At 53.6% G+C, this 17,546-nt stretch carries 20 protein-coding genes; all 20 read left to right on the top strand.

Annotated elements, in window-relative coordinates:
- Window positions 1–27 precede the first annotated feature (27 nt).
- The 20 genes from HMPREF0908_RS03645 (at window position 28) to HMPREF0908_RS03550 (ending at window position 17,488) form a co-directional block, all read left to right on the top strand.
- Window positions 28–549 carry a flagellar basal body-associated FliL family protein gene (locus HMPREF0908_RS03645; RefSeq protein ID WP_006690088.1) on the top strand — a complete coding sequence of 174 codons (522 nt, stop codon included), beginning with the start codon at window positions 28–30 and terminating at the stop codon, window positions 547–549.
- Between the two features lie 39 nt (window positions 550–588).
- Entirely contained in the window at window positions 589–1,590 is a 1,002-nt protein-coding gene (gene fliM / locus HMPREF0908_RS03640) for a flagellar motor switch protein FliM (protein WP_006690087.1), read from the top strand.
- Complete coding sequence (fliY, locus tag HMPREF0908_RS03635; protein WP_006690086.1) at window positions 1,583–2,773, top strand: flagellar motor switch phosphatase FliY; 1,191 nt, start codon at window positions 1,583–1,585, stop codon at window positions 2,771–2,773. The genes fliM and fliY overlap by 8 nt, the downstream gene beginning before the upstream one ends.
- A 199-nt stretch (window positions 2,774–2,972) precedes the next feature.
- Window positions 2,973–3,335 carry a response regulator gene (locus HMPREF0908_RS03630; RefSeq protein ID WP_009753940.1) on the top strand — a complete coding sequence of 121 codons (363 nt, stop codon included), beginning with the start codon at window positions 2,973–2,975 and terminating at the stop codon, window positions 3,333–3,335.
- Window positions 3,335–3,847 carry a FliO/MopB family protein gene (locus HMPREF0908_RS03625; RefSeq protein WP_006690084.1) on the top strand — a complete coding sequence of 171 codons (513 nt, stop codon included), beginning with the start codon at window positions 3,335–3,337 and terminating at the stop codon, window positions 3,845–3,847. Before HMPREF0908_RS03630 ends, HMPREF0908_RS03625 begins: the two co-directional genes overlap by 1 nt.
- A 6-nt stretch (window positions 3,848–3,853) precedes the next feature.
- Window positions 3,854–4,624, top strand: coding sequence for a flagellar type III secretion system pore protein FliP (gene fliP / locus HMPREF0908_RS03620; RefSeq protein ID WP_006690083.1), 771 nt, complete (start codon window positions 3,854–3,856; stop codon window positions 4,622–4,624).
- Between the two features lie 15 nt (window positions 4,625–4,639).
- A complete protein-coding gene (gene fliQ / locus HMPREF0908_RS03615) occupies window positions 4,640–4,909 on the top strand; it encodes a flagellar biosynthesis protein FliQ (protein ID WP_006690082.1) in 270 nt (89 codons plus the stop codon).
- 12 nt (window positions 4,910–4,921) lie between these two features.
- On the top strand, window positions 4,922–5,704 hold the full coding sequence (gene fliR, locus HMPREF0908_RS03610; RefSeq protein WP_006690081.1) for a flagellar biosynthetic protein FliR: 783 nt from the start codon (window positions 4,922–4,924) through the stop codon (window positions 5,702–5,704).
- Window positions 5,667–6,791: a flagellar biosynthesis protein FlhB gene (gene flhB / locus HMPREF0908_RS03605; RefSeq protein ID WP_006690080.1), complete on the top strand. Its 1,125-nt coding sequence runs from the start codon at window positions 5,667–5,669 to the stop codon at window positions 6,789–6,791. Before fliR ends, flhB begins: the two co-directional genes overlap by 38 nt.
- A gap of 99 nt (window positions 6,792–6,890) precedes the next feature.
- On the top strand, window positions 6,891–8,975 hold the full coding sequence (gene flhA / locus HMPREF0908_RS03600; RefSeq protein WP_006690079.1) for a flagellar biosynthesis protein FlhA: 2,085 nt from the start codon (window positions 6,891–6,893) through the stop codon (window positions 8,973–8,975).
- Window positions 8,976–10,337, top strand: coding sequence for a flagellar biosynthesis GTPase FlhF (flhF, locus tag HMPREF0908_RS03595; protein ID WP_006690078.1), 1,362 nt, complete (start codon window positions 8,976–8,978; stop codon window positions 10,335–10,337). It abuts the gene before it with no gap.
- 1 nt (window position 10,338) lies between these two features.
- Window positions 10,339–11,253: a MinD/ParA family protein gene (locus HMPREF0908_RS03590; RefSeq protein ID WP_006690077.1), complete on the top strand. Its 915-nt coding sequence runs from the start codon at window positions 10,339–10,341 to the stop codon at window positions 11,251–11,253.
- Between the two features lie 18 nt (window positions 11,254–11,271).
- Window positions 11,272–11,967 (top strand): flagellar brake protein, encoded by a 696-nt coding sequence (locus HMPREF0908_RS03585; protein ID WP_006690076.1) that lies wholly within the window; start codon window positions 11,272–11,274, stop codon window positions 11,965–11,967.
- A complete protein-coding gene (locus HMPREF0908_RS03580; RefSeq protein WP_006690075.1) occupies window positions 11,957–12,568 on the top strand; it encodes a CheB methylesterase domain-containing protein in 612 nt (203 codons plus the stop codon). Before HMPREF0908_RS03585 ends, HMPREF0908_RS03580 begins: the two co-directional genes overlap by 11 nt.
- 18 nt (window positions 12,569–12,586) lie before the next feature.
- Entirely contained in the window at window positions 12,587–14,626 is a 2,040-nt protein-coding gene (locus tag HMPREF0908_RS03575) for a chemotaxis protein CheA (RefSeq protein ID WP_006690074.1), read from the top strand.
- 19 nt (window positions 14,627–14,645) lie between these two features.
- Window positions 14,646–15,110, top strand: a complete 465-nt coding sequence (locus tag HMPREF0908_RS03570; protein ID WP_006690073.1) for a chemotaxis protein CheW — start codon at window positions 14,646–14,648, stop codon at window positions 15,108–15,110.
- A 53-nt stretch (window positions 15,111–15,163) separates the two neighbouring features.
- The gene (locus tag HMPREF0908_RS03565) at window positions 15,164–15,790 is read left to right on the top strand and encodes a chemotaxis protein CheC (RefSeq protein ID WP_040572389.1); all 627 of its coding nucleotides are present in this window, start codon (window positions 15,164–15,166) and stop codon (window positions 15,788–15,790) included.
- A 1-nt stretch (window position 15,791) separates the two neighbouring features.
- On the top strand, window positions 15,792–16,277 hold the full coding sequence (locus tag HMPREF0908_RS03560) for a chemotaxis protein CheD (protein WP_006690071.1): 486 nt from the start codon (window positions 15,792–15,794) through the stop codon (window positions 16,275–16,277).
- Window positions 16,278–16,292: 15 nt separating this feature from the next.
- Window positions 16,293–16,700 carry a hypothetical protein gene (locus HMPREF0908_RS03555; protein ID WP_040572388.1) on the top strand — a complete coding sequence of 136 codons (408 nt, stop codon included), beginning with the start codon at window positions 16,293–16,295 and terminating at the stop codon, window positions 16,698–16,700.
- Between the two features lie 29 nt (window positions 16,701–16,729).
- Window positions 16,730–17,488: a FliA/WhiG family RNA polymerase sigma factor gene (locus HMPREF0908_RS03550; RefSeq protein ID WP_006690069.1), complete on the top strand. Its 759-nt coding sequence runs from the start codon at window positions 16,730–16,732 to the stop codon at window positions 17,486–17,488.
- The last annotated feature ends 58 nt before the right edge of the window (window positions 17,489–17,546 follow it).

Here is a 17,546-nt window from a genome sequence, read left to right as displayed (position 1 = left end):
AGTCATTATTAGGGAGGGAATTAACTCATGGCGGAGGAAAAGGAAGAACAGGCAGCAGAGCAGCCAAAGCAGAAATCATCCATGGTTATGATGATTGTTGTGGTGTTTGTGGCGGTGCTGGTCGCGGTAGCGGCAGCCGGCGGTATCTCGTATTATATTATCTCGCAGGCAGAGTCCCCGTCGCATGCGGAAGATGGAGGCGGAAGCAAGAGCAATCACGACCCCGGTGTGTTCTATAAGCTCGGCGACCCGAAAGAAGGTATTCTGGTCAATGTCGGCGGCGGACGTGCCGGAAAGTTCCTCAAGGCGGGCGTTGTCGTAGAGCTCAATCCCGGTAAGTCTGAGGTAGTGAAGGACGGCAAGGTGAATCCTGTCGCAGAGACGAAGATCCTCGACACAACGATGCAGTTCCTGCGTGCCGCGCCGCTGGAAGAGTTTGATGCGGCAAAACAGGACGCGCTGAAAAAGCAGCTGAAGGACGCACTGAACGATCGGCTCGGACAGGGGTCCGTTTACGAAGTTTACATCACGAGCTTCCTGCTGCAGTAAGTTCGATGAAGTACTGCACAATGGGAAGGGGGAAGAGTCTTGGCTGAGGACGTACTGTCTCAATCCGAGATAGACAAGCTTCTTTCGGCACTTTCGGATGGCTCGGTTTCCGCCGAGGAGGTCAAGGCGGAAGAAGAGGAACGCAAGGTCAAGGTCTATGATTTTAAGCGGCCGGACCGATTCTCAAAGGATCAGATTCGGACGCTCTTCATGCTGCATGAGAGTTTTTCGCGTCTCTTAAACACGTATCTGTCGGCCAGCCTGCGCACAATGATCGATATCGATGTCTCGTCTGTCGAGCAGGTGACCTATCAGGAGTTTGTCCAGTCCATGGCGAATCCGTCCGTGATTGGCATTCTTGCACTGCCGCCGCTGAAAGGGAAGATCATCATTGAGATCAACCCCGGCATCGCATTTGCTTATATTGACCGCATTTTTGGCGGTGAGGGACGGCCTGCTGTCAAGACACGTGTCCTGACGGATATTGAAATGGCGGTCATGCGGCGGTTCATCGAGCTGGCTACCAATTATTTCCGTGAGGCGTGGAGCAACGTCGTCGAGTTTCGGCCGAACTTTGAGACGATGGAGACAAACTCCCAGTTTGCCCAGATTGTTCCGCCCAATGATATGGTGGTGCTCATCACCATTCACATTAAGATGGGTGATGTGGATGGCATGATGAACATCTGCATCCCGTATCTGGTACTGGAACCGGTCATGTCGAAATTGACGACCTCGTTTTGGGTGGCGGCTTCCATGGATCGGGAGAGTTCTCCTGAGCAGGTCGAGGAGCTCCAGCGTAAGATTGAACGGACGTCGGTGCCGTTTACGGTACAGCTCGGTGAGATCGAGATGACGATCAACGAGTTCCTGACGCTCGGCTTTGGCGATGTTCTCCAGCTTGATACGCTTACGAAGGATGAACTCGTCTGCTATGTCGGTTCAAATCCCAAATTCCTTGCACGCCCTGGCACAGCCGGAAAACGTATGGCCGTGCAGATATCTGGTGTTATAGAAGGGGAGGACAACGCGAATGAGTGATGATATGATCTCACAGGAGGAAATCGATGCCCTCCTGAGCGGCGGTTCGGGCGGAGATGCGCCTGCGGACGATGCCGCGTCGAGCGACGCCCCTGCTGCGGATGTGTCTCCTGCCGGCGAAGACGGCATAACGGATATGGAACGTGACGCACTCGGTGAGATCGGCAATATCTCCATGGGCGGTGCGGCGACGACACTGTCCGTCCTGCTCGGACGGAAGGTGTCCATTACGACACCGACAGTGTCCATCTCCAACATGAGTCAGCTGAAGGAGAAATATCCCGTTCCGTTCCTCGTCGTTGAGGTTGGGTACAGCATCGGTATCGAAGGCAACAATGTCCTTTGCATTCAGGCGAAAGATGCAGCCATCATTGCCGATTTGATGATGGGCAACGATGGGACGAATCCGGATGAGGAACTCAGCGAGATCCACATGAGTGCAGTCAGCGAGTCCATGAATCAGATGATGGGCAGCGTTGCCACTTCGCTTTCCTCGATGTTCAATAAGAAGGTGGATATCACTCCGCCGGTTGTTACCCTTGTGGATTTCAGCACAGCAGAAGTCGTTTCAAAACTGCTGGATAAAGTCGATCCAATCGTGCAGGCATCCTTCCGTATGGAGGTGGATGGACTCATCGACAGTGAGATCATGCAGCTCCTGCCGCTTGATGTGGCGCGTGAGATGGTCGATGCGCTGATGAATCAGCAGCCGGATGTCGACGATGAAGAAGAAGAGATTGCAGCTGCCGCATCTGCGGCGGCTGCCCCTGCCGCAGCACCCGCGTCGGCACCTGCAGCAGCTGCTGCAGCGCCGGCAAGTAATGGATATGGAGCACAGCCTATGCAACCACATGTCGCATCGAATGTTCCCGTACAGTCTGCGCAGTTTACGCCGCTCAGCACCGTACCGGTTCAGGTCAATGATGCCAATATCGGCCTTATCCTTGACGTTCCTCTTCAGGTAAATGTTGAGCTTGGCCGTACAAAGAAGTCCATCAAAGAGATTCTCGATCTGACCAAGGGGTCGATCGTGGAACTTGATAAGCTCGCCGGAGAACCCGTGGACATTATGGTCAACGGAAAATATTTGGCAAAAGGCGAAGTCGTTGTCATCGACGAGAACTTCGGTGTCCGTATCACAGAGATCGTCAGCCCGCTTGAACGTGCGGCACGTCTCCAGTGACGAAAGGAATATTTTAAGGAAGTGCGGATCGGCTGAAGCCCGTGAATGATCCATGCTTCCTTCGGAGAGAAGTGTAGAAAATCCTTGTCACCGAAGGCAGATTTCGCTATAATGAGAGCGATTTGAAAGGCACGTTGCGTGCGCGATGATGCCCTTGGGAATAAAGGATGTTCTGTCGAAATTAAGGAGAGATGAGAAAATGGCAACTCGCGTTCTGGTCGTCGATGATGCAGCTTTTATGCGAATGATGGTGAAGGACATTCTGTCAAAGAACGGCTATGAGATCGTCGGTGAGGCAGAGAATGGCATGAAGGCTCTGGAGAAGTACCAGGAGCTCAAGCCCGACCTCGTGACGATGGACATTACGATGCCGGAAATGGATGGAATTACGGCAGTGAAAGAAATTAAGAAGGTTGATCCGGGCGCAAAGGTCGTTATGTGCAGCGCGATGGGACAGCAGGCTATGGTTATCGAGGCAATCCAGGCGGGCGCACGTGACTTCATTGTGAAGCCGTTCCAGGCAGACCGCGTTCTGGAGGCCATCCGCAAAGCCGTCGGCTGATGCGCACCTGGATATTTTCTCTGTCCTTGCTGCTCGGATGCATACTCTCTGTGCTATGTATGGGGGATGTATCTGCCGCAGGTGAGACGGGCGGCGGATACCTGGCCGGATATCAGGAGGCTGACCCGCGCCCGTCGGCCGTATCATGGTGGTCGACGGTCGCCTATGTGGTCAGCCTTTTTGCTGTCTTTGCGTTTGTTGTCATCCTCGCCTATTTCGCAGCACGTGCCTTTGGCAAGAGCTCTATGCGGACGCTTGCGGCACGCGGTGGACAGGTCTACTTGCAGCTCCCGCTTGGACCGAACCGCTCCGTCTGTGTGGTGGAGCTCTTTGGGCGCGTATTTGTTCTCGGTGTGACGGATGCCAATATTCATCTGATCACGGAGATCGACGATCCAGAGACGGTGGAGGAGATTCGCACGGCGGCACCGACAGAGGGCGGCGTGTTTCACGATCAATTCGGCTCACTCTCGGACTTTGTGCAGAAGATCCCTCCGCTTTTCCGAAAGTAGGGGGCCATGAGAAATGGGGGAAAGGAATTGGGGCGCATCTTGTTCGTGTTGGGAGGTACAGCGCTCCTGCTCCTGGGGGCAGGACAGGCATCTGCTGCCCCTCTGATCCCGACGGTCAGTGTCGGTGTCGGGACATCTGAGAATCCGCAGGACGTTGCAACCAGCATGCAGATTCTGGCGGTGCTTACGATTATGTCACTGGCACCGGCCATCCTCGTTATGACGACGTCTTTCGTGCGCATTGTCGTCGTTATCGGTTTCCTGCGCAATGCACTTTCGACACAGAATGTGCCGCCGAATCAGGTGGTCATCGCACTGTCTTTGTTTCTCACATTTTATATCATGGCACCCTATTGGGGGCAGGCAAATGAGAATGGGATACAGCCCTATCTTGCGGGACAGATCACGCAGGAGCAGGCACTCGAGAACATTGTTGACCCTATGCGTGAATTTATGCTGCGGCAGACACGGGAGTCAGATCTCGCCCTCTTTGTCAATTTGTCGGATGCACCGCGCCCGAACGGGCCGGAGGATGTATCGACGTTCACGCTCATTCCCGCATTTATCATTAGTGAACTCAAGACGGCATTTCAGCTCGGCTTTATGATCTATATTCCGTTCATTGTCATCGATATGATTGTCGCAAGTACACTTATGTCCATGGGTATGATGATGCTGCCGCCGGTCATGATCTCACTGCCGTTTAAGATTCTGCTGTTTGTTATGGTCGATGGGTGGCATCTCTTGATCCAGTCACTCATCATGAGTTTCCGATGACGGGGAGGCGCTGATATGTCCGGAGATTTGGTCATTCAGCTCGCGCAGGAAGCTCTTATGGTCGTCCTTTTGGTCTCCGCGCCAATGCTTGGTCTCGGCCTGATTGTCGGCCTCTTGGTCGCGGTGTTCCAGGCAACGACATCAATTCAGGAGCAGACGCTTGCGTTCATCCCGAAGATCATCGCCGTGTTTGTCGCTATCTTGATCTTTGGACCGTGGATGCTGCGCATTATGGTGGAGTATGTGACAAATGTCTTTGTCAACCTCCCCCAGTATTTGCGATAAGGGGGGCGGCGTATGGATTTGTATGAGCTGCTCCAGGGACACATCGCCGTATTCCTGCTGATGCTTGTACGGACCAGCGGAATTTTTCTTATCTCACCGTTTTTCGGCAGTATGAATATTCCTATTTTTTTTCGTGTAGGCACGGCCCTTTCGATGACCGTTGTCCTCTTTCCTGTGGTGGATGGACTCGGGACACCATACGTACCAGAGAACCTTATCATGTTTGCGCTGACGGCCGTCGGAGAACTCTTTATTGGGTGGCTGATCGGTTTTGTTGCGTACATCTCCTTTGCTGCTATCACGATGGCAGGCAAGGTTATGGATATGCAGGTAGGCTTTGCCATCGTCAATGTTGTCGATCCGACTTCCGGTCAGCAGATACCGCTTATCGGAAGTTTTCTTTATAATTTGGCAGCGATCATTCTCCTCGCAACAAATGGGCATCACATGATCCTGGCGGCGCTTGTTGAGAGCTTTCGCGCCGTTCCTATCGCCGGAATGGAAGGAAATGTGTCGCTGGCGCTCCTCATTGCCAACTTTACAGGGACGATTTTCCTCACCGGAATGAAGATTGCCATGCCGATTACTTTTGCCATCCTTCTGACCAACGTGGGACTGGGGATCCTTTCGCGAACGATGCCGCAGATGAACATCTTCGTCGTCGGCATTCCGCTGCAGCTGATGATCGGCATCACCGTGCTTTCCATGATTATTCCGTTCTATGTCTTATTCCTGGATGTGCTGTTCAATGAAATGTATGGAAATATATCACTTGCGATACGCGCCCTGCAATAGGGAGTTATTTGCCTTTGACCTCCAGCGTTTCGCCGGCGGGGAAAAGACGGAAGAACCAACGGCAAAGAAGCGCGCCGATGCCCGAAAGAAAGGGCAGGTCGGGCGCAGTCAGGAGCTGAACACGGCGTTCGTGCTCCTCATTGGCTTCTTTTCGCTGAAACTCCTTTGGGATTATATTTATCTTTCCATTGCCGGCTACACAACCTATGTGTTCAGCAATTTGAATCAGGTCGTGGATGCGGAGAATATTCTGCGCATCTTTATCGGCATTGCCATTGTCCTCGCCAAGACCGCTTTTCCCATTATGTTCGCTATTATGCTGATTGGGCTGGCCATCAATTTTTTTCAGGTCGGTCTGACGTTTAATACGGAGTCCATTGAATTCAAGCTGGATAAGCTGAATCCCATCAACGGTTTTGGCCGTATTTTTTCCAAACGCTCTTTGGTCGAGCTGGCAAAGTCATTTTTTAAGATCCTCGTCATCGGCTTTTTCCTTTATCGCTTTATTCATGAGCAGATTCTTGCGATGCCGCAGTTCATGTTCTTCGATCTGACGACGAGCCTTTCCCTTGTGGCAGAGATTATTTTCCACATGGCATTCATCGTCATTGGTGTCATTATGGTTATGGCGCTGATGGACTATGGCTATCAGAAATGGCAAACCACACAGGATCTCAAAATGACAAAGCAGGAAGTCAAAGATGAAATGAAGCAGTCCGAAGGAGATCCGCAGATCAAGGGGAAGATCCGGCAGAAGCAGCGCCAGATGGCAATGGCACGCATGATGAAGGAAGTGCCGAAGGCGGATGTCATCATTACCAACCCGACCCACTTTGCCATTGCTCTCTCCTATCAGCAGGGAATGTCTGCGCCGCTCGTCGTTGCGAAGGGGCAGGATATCGTGGCACAGCGCATCAAGGAGATTGCGCGTGAGGCTCGTGTTCCCATCGTTGAGAACAAGCCGCTCGCTCGTGCCATCTATGCAGCTGTCCAGATTGGAGATGCAATACCACAGGAGCTCTATCAGGCGGTCGCCGAGGTACTTGCTTATGTCTACCGCCTCAAGAATACGCGCCGCGGGGCATAGTAATTCCCATTTGACGGGATTTCAATATTTGGTATAATATTAGATGGTGGATTGTATGTCCACAAAAGGGAAACGGGAATAAGGGGAGTGAGTAAGAACATGGCAGCACCGCAGACCGGCAGTGTAAATCCTCTTTCATCCGGCAATCTCATCCAGCGATACAGTGATGTTCTGATCGCCGTTGCTATCGTAACGATTGTCATTATGATGATCATTCCGTTGCCAACGGTGTTGTTGGATGTTTTGATCTGTCTCAACATCACCATTGCGCTGCTCGTTGTTATGTCGGCGATCTACAATGTAGAGGCACTGGATTTATCGGTTTTTCCGTCGTTGCTTCTTATTACAACGCTTTTTCGGCTGGCATTGAATATCTCATCCACGCGTCTGATTCTTCTCAATGCCAATGCCGGTGAAGTGATTACAGCATTCGGCAACTTCGTCGTCGGCGGCAATGCAGTCGTCGGCTTTATCGTGTTTGTCATCCTCGTGATTGTCAACTTCATTGTTATCACGAAGGGGTCGGAACGTGTCGCCGAAGTGTCGGCACGATTCACCCTCGACGCGATGCCCGGCAAACAGATGGCCATCGATGCCGATCTTAATCAAGGGGCGATCACGGACGCAGAGGCAAAGCGCCGCCGTGAGAAAGTCCAGCGTGAGTCGGATTTTTTCGGCGCGATGGATGGTGCATCGAAGTTCGTCAAAGGCGATGCAATCGCCGCCATCGTTATCATGATGATCAATATTGGCGGCGGCTTTGTCATTGGTATGCTTCAGCGGGATATGACTGCGGTGCAGGCACTCCAGACCTACACACTGCTGACCGTCGGCGAGGGGCTTGTCGCGCAGATTCCGGCACTTCTCATCTCGACGGCGACGGGTATCATTGTCACACGCTCGGCAGCAGAGGGGAACTTGGGCGGAGATCTCGTCAAGCAGCTCTTCCATAATGCACGCATCTTTATGATCTTGACGGGGGTCCTTCTCTTTCTTGCAATCATGCCGGGACTGCCTGGGATTCCGTTCTCTGTCCTTGCAGCACTCTGCGGGTTCATTGCGTGGAACCTGTACCGCGGGCAGACTGTCCAGCAAGAGGTACAGAAGGTCGAGCAGAAGGCAAAGGCGAAAAAAGAAGCAACAACGCCCGAGAATATCGTCTCGCTCCTTCAGGTTGACCCGATGGAACTCGAGATCGGCTACAGCCTTATTCCTCTTGTTGATACAGGGCAGGGCGGTGACCTTCTCGACCGTATCGTCATGATTCGCCGTCAGTGCGCGCTGGAGCTCGGCCTTGTCGTGCCAACCATCCGCATCCGAGACAATATCCAGATCAAGCCCAATGCCTATATCATTAAGCTGAAGGGCGTTGAGATTGCGCGCGGCGAGTTGATGCTCGATCATTATCTTGCGATGAACTCCGGCACGGTCTTTGAGGAGGTGCCGGGCATCGAGACGACAGAGCCGGCATTTGGTCTGCCTGCACTCTGGATTGCGGAGAGTGAGCGCGAGCAGGCAGAACTGAACGGTTATACCGTGGTGGATGCCGTTTCCGTCCTGGCTACGCATCTCACGGAGATTATCAAGGAGCATGCGGCAGAAATTCTTGGACGTCAGGAGACGCAGAACCTGCTTGACAATCTCCAGAAAACCAATGGAGCTCTTGTTGAAGAGGTTGTGCCGAACCTGCTCACGGTGGGCGAGGTGGAGAAGGTTCTTGCCAACCTTCTGCACGAGCGCATATCGATACGCGATATGAGCACCATATTGGAGGTTCTTGCCGATTATGCTCCGGCGACGAAGGATACCGACGTCCTGACGGAGTACGTTCGTCATGCAATGGCGCGTCAGATCACGCAGCAGAATGTGCAGAATGGCGTGCTTCCCTGCATTACCCTTGATCCTGCCATCGAAAACAAGATTGCGGGCAGCGTGCAGCGCACGGAGCACGGCTCTTATGTCAGCCTTGATCCGGATACCATGCAGAAGCTGCTCACGGCACTCCAAGAACAACTGCAGAAGCTGACGGATCAGGGGTATCAGCCCATTGTGCTTACGAGCCCGACGGTGCGTCCATATTTCCGCAACCTGGTCGAACGCTCCATTGCGGGGCTCATTGTTCTCTCCCATGCAGAGATTGAACAGAACGTTGAAATCCAAATTCTCGGGGTGGTGAAAATCTAAGTGCAGGTTAAGACCGTACGTGCATCCTCTGTGAAGGAAGCTATGGAACAAATTAAGGACGAACTTGGCAGCAATGCCGTGCTCCTTCATACGAAGAAATATCGTGAAGGGGGTGTCCTGGGCGGTGAGGAGATGATTGAGGTGACTGCAGCTGTTGATGAGACCCAGCCGCGTACGCCGCGTGCTTCGTCCGCCTATGTTCCGCCGGCTTCGCCGATCCTGCCGACCAATGTTGTGAATCAGTATCGGATGAATGAACAGCCCATGACGGATGGCGGCATGATGGCGGGCGGGAGTGTTCCTCCCGCGTATGACGCCTATGCACAGGAGGTTCCGTCGGCTTATGCAGCGGCACAGGCAGTGCCCGCAGCACCCGTATACCCGCAGGGACAGTATCCGGTGCAGCCGGCGGCTTCCGTACAGTCAGCGCCTGTCTATGAGACGTCCCCGCCCCCGGCTCCCGCGGCATCGGTGCCGCCCTCTGCCGCGGAACAGAATGGTTCCGCGGAGCGCATTCGCATGCTCGAGGATGAGCTTGCGCAGATGAAGACGATGCTCGCTTCTATGATGGCGGAGAGTAAACCAAAGGAAATCGTCTCCATCCGTGATGCACTTCGCCGACAGGATGTCCGTGACGAGCTTTGTGAAGATCTTTCCGGTAAAATCCCAATCGCTGACGCGAATCTTGACAGTCTTGATCCGCGCGCGACAGAAGTTCTTGCGGGCTACCTTGCCCAGGTGATGAAATTCACCGACGGGCTGCATCCCGGGACACATGGGGCACGTGTCTTTGCCTTTATTGGGACCACCGGTGTCGGAAAGACAACGACATTGGCTAAGATCGCGGCGCATTTTGTCCTGGAACAGAATCTCAAGGGCGCACTCATCACAGCGGATACGTACCGCATTTCAGCGGTGGAGCAGCTAAAGAAATACGCGGAGATTTTGGGGCTTCCTGTGGAGGTCGTATACTCGGCCGCGGATCTCAGAAAGGCGATCACACGTCACCGCAGCAAGGACTTTATTCTCGTCGATACAGCGGGACGCAGTCAGTACAATGAATTTCAGATGGATGAACTGAAGGATTTCCTTGCCGCACATCCGCGCATGGAGAAGCACCTTGTCGTCAGTGCGACGACAAAGGAACAGGATGCGGCGCAGATCATCGAACGATTCGCTCCGTGTCATCCGGACCGGATCATCTTTACAAAAACGGATGAGACGCAGACCGTCGGCATGGTGCTCAATCTTCTCGCTGACCACAGCCTTCCCCTTTCGTTCTTGTCCAACGGACAGAGTGTGCCGGACGACATCATTCCGGCAACAGCAGAACGGCTGGCGGAACTGCTTTTGAGGGAATGACATGACAGATCAGGCAACGCGCCTGCGGCAGATGGTCGGCGCTGAGGGAGAGGCCGCTCATGCAGCTGTGCAGACACAGCCAACGCTTTCATCTGCGCAGGTGAATGCGTGGGCAGACGTACGTGTCGTTGCAGTCACAAGCGGTAAGGGCGGCGTCGGCAAGACGAATATTGCTGTCAATCTTGCCATTGCTCTGCGGAGTAAAGGCTATCGTGTACTTGTGATCGATGCCGATCTCGGCATGGCCAATGTCGATGTGCTCCTTGGCGTATCATCGCGGCGGAACTTGCTTGATCTTTTGCGCCCGGACGTCTCATTGGACGATGTCATCGTCGAGACATCGCATGGCGTTCAGTACATTTCCGGCGGTTCGGGGATCGAAAAGGCACTGGAGTATGATCGGGCAGAAAAGCTGCTTTTGCAGCAGAAACTTGCCGACTGTGCGGCGCGTGCTGATGTGATTCTCGTTGATACGGGGGCAGGTCTTGGACGCAACGTGATGGACTTTATCCTCGCGGCAGATGAGGTTCTCCTTGTGACAACGCCTGAACCGACGTCGCTCACGGACGCCTATGCCGTGATGAAGGCGTACAGCATCTACGCCTCGCAAAAGAATCTCCGACTTGTCATCAACCGCGTCTATGAACCGAAGGAGAGCCGGGAGGTCGCACTGAAGCTGCAGCGTGCCGCTGAGAAATTCCTGCGCATGTCGGTGGACTGTCTCGGCTACGTCTTTGAGGATGCATCGGTAACCAAGTCAGTGCGGCGTCAGCAGCCGCTCATTAAGGCGGCACCGAGTTCTGCCGCAGCTCGCTGCATTGATGCCCTGGCAGACGCTCTTATTACCGGGGAAGAGATGCAGGTGAAACGAGGCTGGAAAGGTTTTTTACAGCAAATTTTCAACTTTTCAGCGTAGTCAAGGAGGAAATTCTGGATGGCAGGCGAATTGGTAGAGGCAAGGAGTATTTTAGCAATCGGACAGAGGCTTGAAATATTCTTTGAAAACACCGAGGAGGGAACTCCTGGCTATACTAGCCGTATAGAGGATATTGTCGGTGACGAACTTGTCATTGCCATGCCCGTGGATGAGCGGCTTATCCCTGTCATTCCCCGTCCCGGTGAGAATCTATATGTACTTGCCGGGGGCGATGGCTGTCACTATCGCTTCTTTAGTGTACATCGCAGTCATGGGCATTATGATGGACACATTCCAACGCTGCGCATTACTATCCCGGAGTTTGCGGAAAAGTTTCAGAAGCGCGGTCTGTTCCGCATTAAGGTGAATCTCATGGCGACGATTCGTCACGTCGATGCCGAGGGAACGATTGATGCGCCGGAGCGCGTGCCGATCATTGATCTCAGCGGCAGCGGAATGTCCTTTGCCTGGACAAGGCGCGTGTCAGTCGGTACGGGGGTAGCACTGGATATAAACGATATCCCCGGCGTCGGAACGCTTGAGCTGATGTCGAAAGTCATGCGCGTCACACGTATTGAGCGTGAGGATGATATGCCAATCTATCATATAGGGATTCAATTTCAGGCGGTATCACGCAGCATGAGGGATAAGATTATCCGATATCTCTTCCAAGTGCAGCGTGCTCAGGTGGAGCGCGTAGACAATGACGAATAAGGAAGCGGATGTTCGAGGAGCACCTCGCTCCCATAAACGGCTCGTCGTGATCGGCTCCTCGACAGGGGGGCCCCAGGCACTGCAGACGGTTCTCACAGGATTCACAGAGCATTTTCCCTGTCCTGTTGTGGTGGTGCAGCACATGCCGGCCGGGTTTACACATGCGCTCGCACAGCGCTTGCACGGCATCTCGCAGGTAGAGGTTCGGGAGGCCAGTGATGGTGAGGTGCTGCGCCCGGGGTGTGTCTATATTGCACCGGGGGATCGGCATCTGCGCATTCAGCAGGAGGCAGGAGTACGGCGTATCGTCCTCAGTGATGAGCCGCCTGTTGGGAACCACCGTCCTGCGGTGGACGTAATGTATGACTCCGTGGCACATCTGGGAAACGACGTTGTCGCTGCTATCCTCACTGGGATGGGGTGTGACGGCAGAGAAGGGATGCGCCGGATCAAGCAAAATGGCGGCTACTGCATTGCGCAGGACGAAGCAACTTGTGTTGTCTACGGAATGCCAAAATCCGTAGTTGACGCGGGGCTGGCCGATGAGATATGCCCATTGCCGCAGATCGCTGATGCGATTGAGGCAGCTGTGAGAAGATAGGAAGTAGGGGGAGTATCAATGGATAACCAGTATATGGACATGTTCTTGGATGAGTCGCATGAACATCTGCAGTCCCTGAATGAAGGGCTTTTGCGCCTCGAAGAGAACATGGAGGAGATCAGTGCCGTCAATGACATCTTCCGTAATGCTCACACACTGAAGGGTATGTCGGCGACGATGGGCTTTGCCAAGATCGCTGAACTGACGCATGAGATGGAGGATGTCCTGGATCTTGTTCGCAAGGAACAGCTGAAGCTCAATGAGGACATCATGGATACGCTGTTTAAGTGCCTGGACTCACTTGAGCAGATGGTGGACAGCGTTGGCAACGGTGAGGCAGAGGATGTTGTCGATGTCTCGGATCTCGTCGCCAAACTCAGTTCCATCTCAAAGGGGACACCGGCTCCGGCAGAGGCGGCTCCCTCTGCTGCTGCGGCTCCTGCGGCGGACGGAGCGTCATCCGATCTGGGAATCGATGATATTGATATCGATGTCATGAAGAAGGCCAAAGAGGCCGGCATGAATATCTTCCATGTCAAGGTTACGCTGATGGAGAGCTGTGTGCTCAAGGCGGCGCGTTCGGTCATGGTCATGCATGCCCTGGATGAGGTCGGCGATGTTATCAAAAGTGTTCCTCCGGCAGAGGATCTCGAACAGGAAAAGTTTGAGCACAGTTTCGACGTGGTGATTGCCACAAGTGCTGACACGGAGGCGGTGAAGAACGCCGTTGATACGGTCTCAGAGATCGAGGATATCGGTGTAGAGGAACTCGATCCCGATGCACTTGGCAAGCAGATTGAGCCAGCTCCCGCGCAGACTGCACCGGCAGCCGCACCTGCGGCGAAGAAGCCGGCAGCTCCAGCGAAGAAGGCAGGCGCGAAATCTGCGCCCGCGGCGAAGAAGCCGCATCAGAGTCAGAGCGTCCGTGTCGACATTGAAAAACTTGATACTCTGATGAACCTCATGGGTGAGTTGGTCATCAACAAGGTGCGTCTTGAACAGATCGGACAAACGCATCGCATGAGCGATCTTATGGAGACGCTCGAGCAGATGGACCGCGTGACGGGCGACCTGCAGAACATTGTTATGAAGGTCCGTATGGTTCCGGTCAGTGCTGTGTTCAACCGATTCCCGCGTATGGTGCGCGATGTGTCCAAGGAACTGGGGAAGGAGATCAACCTCACCATCGAGGGCGAGGAGACGGAGCTTGACCGCACCGTTATCGATGAGATCGGGGATCCGATCATGCACCTTCTGCGCAACTCCCTCGACCACGGTGTTGAGAGCCCCGATGCGCGTGAGGCAAAGGGAAAATCGCGCGTCGGCGAGGTCGGACTCATCGCGCGTCATGAGGGAAATAACGTCGTCATCATGATCACGGATGACGGTGCGGGCATTGATGCGGACAAGATTCGCCGAAAGGCGGTCGAGAAGGGAATGATTTCGCAGAGTGAGGCGGACAGCCTCGACGATGCGGATGCCGTTCGCCTGATCTTTCTGCCGGGGTTCTCGACAGCGGAACAGATTACAGACATCTCCGGACGCGGCGTCGGTATGGACGTTGTGCGCAGTAAGATCGAAGCACTCTCTGGACACGTGGATGTCGAGACACACATCGATGAAGGCTCTATCTTTAAGATTAAGCTGCCGCTGACTCTTGCCATCATTCAGGCGATGCTTGTTCGCGTGCAGGAGGAGATGTACGCCATCCCACTCACCTCGATCGACAGTACGATCAACATTGAGCCGACGGATATCCAGACGGTCCAGAACAAGGAGGTCATCGTTCTGCGCGGAGAGATCATCCCGATCATCCGTATGGAGGAGGCACTTCAAGTTCCGCATACAAAAGACTCCGACGAGCATTTCGTGGTTGTCGTTCATGCGGGCGAGGCGAAGGCGGGGATTGTCGTTGACAATCTGATCGGTCAGCAGGAAATCGTTATCAAGACACTTGGCAATCTCTTCGCCGGACTCAAGCTCTTCGGCGGGGCGACCGTGCTTGGCGATGGAAGGGTTGCGCTCATTCTCGATGTCGCAACGATGATTCAGCAGTGAGCAGGGGAGGGCAAAGAAGATGGCAGAGGATATGAATCAGGGAAATGCACCGCAGAATAATCAGTATGTGGCATTCAATCTGCGTGATGAGGAATATGGCGTCAGCATTCTGAATGTGCAGGAGATCCGTAATCTTACGGATATCACACGTGTTCCCTATGCGGCGGACTTTATCAAGGGTGTCATCAATCTGCGCGGTTCGGTTCTCCCGGTCATTGACCTGAAGCAGCGTCTTGGCCTCGCGGAGACACCCTATACGGACCGTACGCGCATTGTCACAGTGTCGGTCGAAGATGTCCACGTCGGCATGCTCGTTGATGCGGTGACCGAGGTGCTGAGCCTAGAGAATGCGCCCGTCGATACGAAAAAGGCGACAAACGCACGCGAGAGCAGCAAATTCCTCAGCGGCATCGGCAATATTAACGGTCGCCTGATTGTTCTGCTTAACCTTGAGGAGATCGTTGGATTAAGAGATTCCAAATAAAAGCCGGAAATTCATGTGGGGATGGAATCTGTCCCACGATGAGAGGTATCTTCATGACTTTTGATGAGGAGGAGCTGGCGGCGCTGTCTGAGGCGCAGCTGGATGTGCTGCGGGAGATTGGGAATGTCGGTGCAGGAAATTCTGCGACGGCACTTTCTCGTCTTATTAAGTATCGCATTGAAATGAATGTGCCGCATGTGGCGCTCGTGCCAATTGAAGAAGTACCGGAATTTGTCGGCGGGCCGGAACTTGTGGTCGCCGGTATTTTCCTGCGCGTTTATGGAAAGGCGCCAAGTAATATCCTCTTTCTCATCCCGCGGGAGAGTGCCTTTGCACTTGTGGATACCCTGTACGGGCGGGAACGCGGCGCAACCTCGGAATTTGATTTGATGGACGAATCGGCGCTGATGGAGATCGGCAACATCCTGGCGGGATCGTATCTCAATGCGTTTTACAGCTTTACGGGAATCAGTATGCTTCCGTCTGTCCCAGCGCTTGCCGTAGATATGGCGGGGGCTATTCTCAATGTTGTTTTGGTTCAGCTCGGTGAACTGGGGGATCATGCACTTCTCATCGAGACAAATTTCGTGGCGAATGATCGGAGCATCAGCGGTCATTTCTTTCTTGTGCCCGACCCTGGGTCACTGGGCTGCATTATGGATGCGGTAGGAGTTGGATGATATGCCGGATTTGATTAAAGTCGGTATGGCCGACTACAAAGTCGGCAAAGCTCCTTCCACGCTGATCAGCTATGGATTGGGCTCCTGTATCGGCCTTTCCATTTACGACCCTAGTGTAAAAGTCGGAGGACTGCTCCATTATATGCTGCCGGACAGCACACAGGCGCGCCCGTCAGATACGCCGGCGAAATTCATCGATACGGGCTTTCCTCTCATGCTGGCGGATGTCCTGAAACTCGGTGCAGTGAAGTCGCGCCTTGTGGCCAAGATAGCCGGCGGTGCGCAGATGTTTGCATTCTCCAATACGACGAATGTCATGCGCGTCGGTGAGCGAAATGCACAGGCGGCAAAGGAGCTCTTGGCCGCGCAGGGGATTCGGCTTATTGCTGAGGACACGGGACTGAACTATGGACGTACTGTTTCAATTGATCTGAATGACGGCAGCTATACGGTCAAGACTGTCAGCAAAGGGGATAAAACAATCTAGGGAGAAGGTGATCTTTTGTTTAAAGTGGGGATGGCACTCCTGTTTTCTGTTATTGCAGCACTCATTGTGTTTTTGACAGGATTGCTGAGTGATGCGCGTCTTGTGACTGCGCTCGTGCGCAGCTTGCTTGCCTTCGTCTGTGCCGGCGTATTCACTTATCTTGTTACGTTTATCCTTGAGGCAAAGGGCTGGGCTGCGTTTGATAAAGTTCCGGAGGAGCGCATGAAGGATATGCAGCAGCTTCTTTATGATACAGATGACATTGACTTCGATGCAGAGGATGATGATGAGGCGGATGTAGAGGCCTTTGCTTCCTCAAAAGATTTTCAGCCGCTTTCTGAGGAGAGGTTTGTTCACATGAAGACTCCGCCCGCAGAGGAGGATCGGCAGGACAAAGACACATCGGAAGCGGCACCTGCATGAACTAGGTGTCTTGGCAGTGCTGAGAGGAGATGATGCAGATGGCGGAACAGACGGAAGAAGAGAATATTGAAGCACTGTGGCAGGAGTACGAGAGGGAAAAAACCGTTGCTGTACGAAACCGCATTGCCGAGTATTATCTGCCGCTTGTACGTCTGGTTGCTGGACGCATCGCCATCAGTCTTCCGCAGCATGTCGATCGGGAGGATCTGCTGAGCAGCGGATTCTTTGGCCTTCTGGATGCGATTGAGCGCTATGAACTCGCGCGCGGCAATAAATTTGAAACCTATGCAGGTGTGCGTGTGCGCGGTGCAATGCTTGATCACCTGCGCGCAAAGGACTGGGTGCCTGTCAGCGTGCGTCAGAACATCAAAAAATATGAAAAAACCGTTGCGCAGCTGGAAGGAGAACTTGGCCGAGCAGCGACAGATAAAGAACTGGCAGAAGAACTTAACCTGTCAATCGAGGAACTGCATCACCTGGAAAGTCAGGTCAGTGCTGCCACCGTCATTCCTCTGGAGGAATACCTGCGTGCAGACACGCAGGCCTCATTGGAAGACGGTCCCGTAGAACATGCAGAGTGGACGGAGGTCAAGGAGACCCTTGCAGCAGCGATTGAAAAGCTTCCCGAGAAGGAGCGCACCGTCATTGCCCTCTACTACTATGATGAAATGACACTGAAGGAAATCGCGGCGATTCTTCACCTCTCTGAGGCGCGTATTTCGCAGCTGCATACAAAGGCGATTTTCCGTATGCGCGGATCGCTTGCACGTATGAATGATGTTGAATAACAGCGCATCGCCCCAACGAAAATCGTTGTAATCGAAGCGCAATTTTGAGGACAAGGGA

Source organism: Centipeda flueggei ATCC 43531 (assembly GCF_000160695.1).
In the GTDB taxonomy this organism is placed as follows: domain Bacteria; phylum Bacillota; class Negativicutes; order Selenomonadales; family Selenomonadaceae; genus Centipeda; species Centipeda flueggei.
Note: the sequence above shows the minus strand (reverse complement) of the source record. Positions and strands in the feature narration are given on the sequence as shown.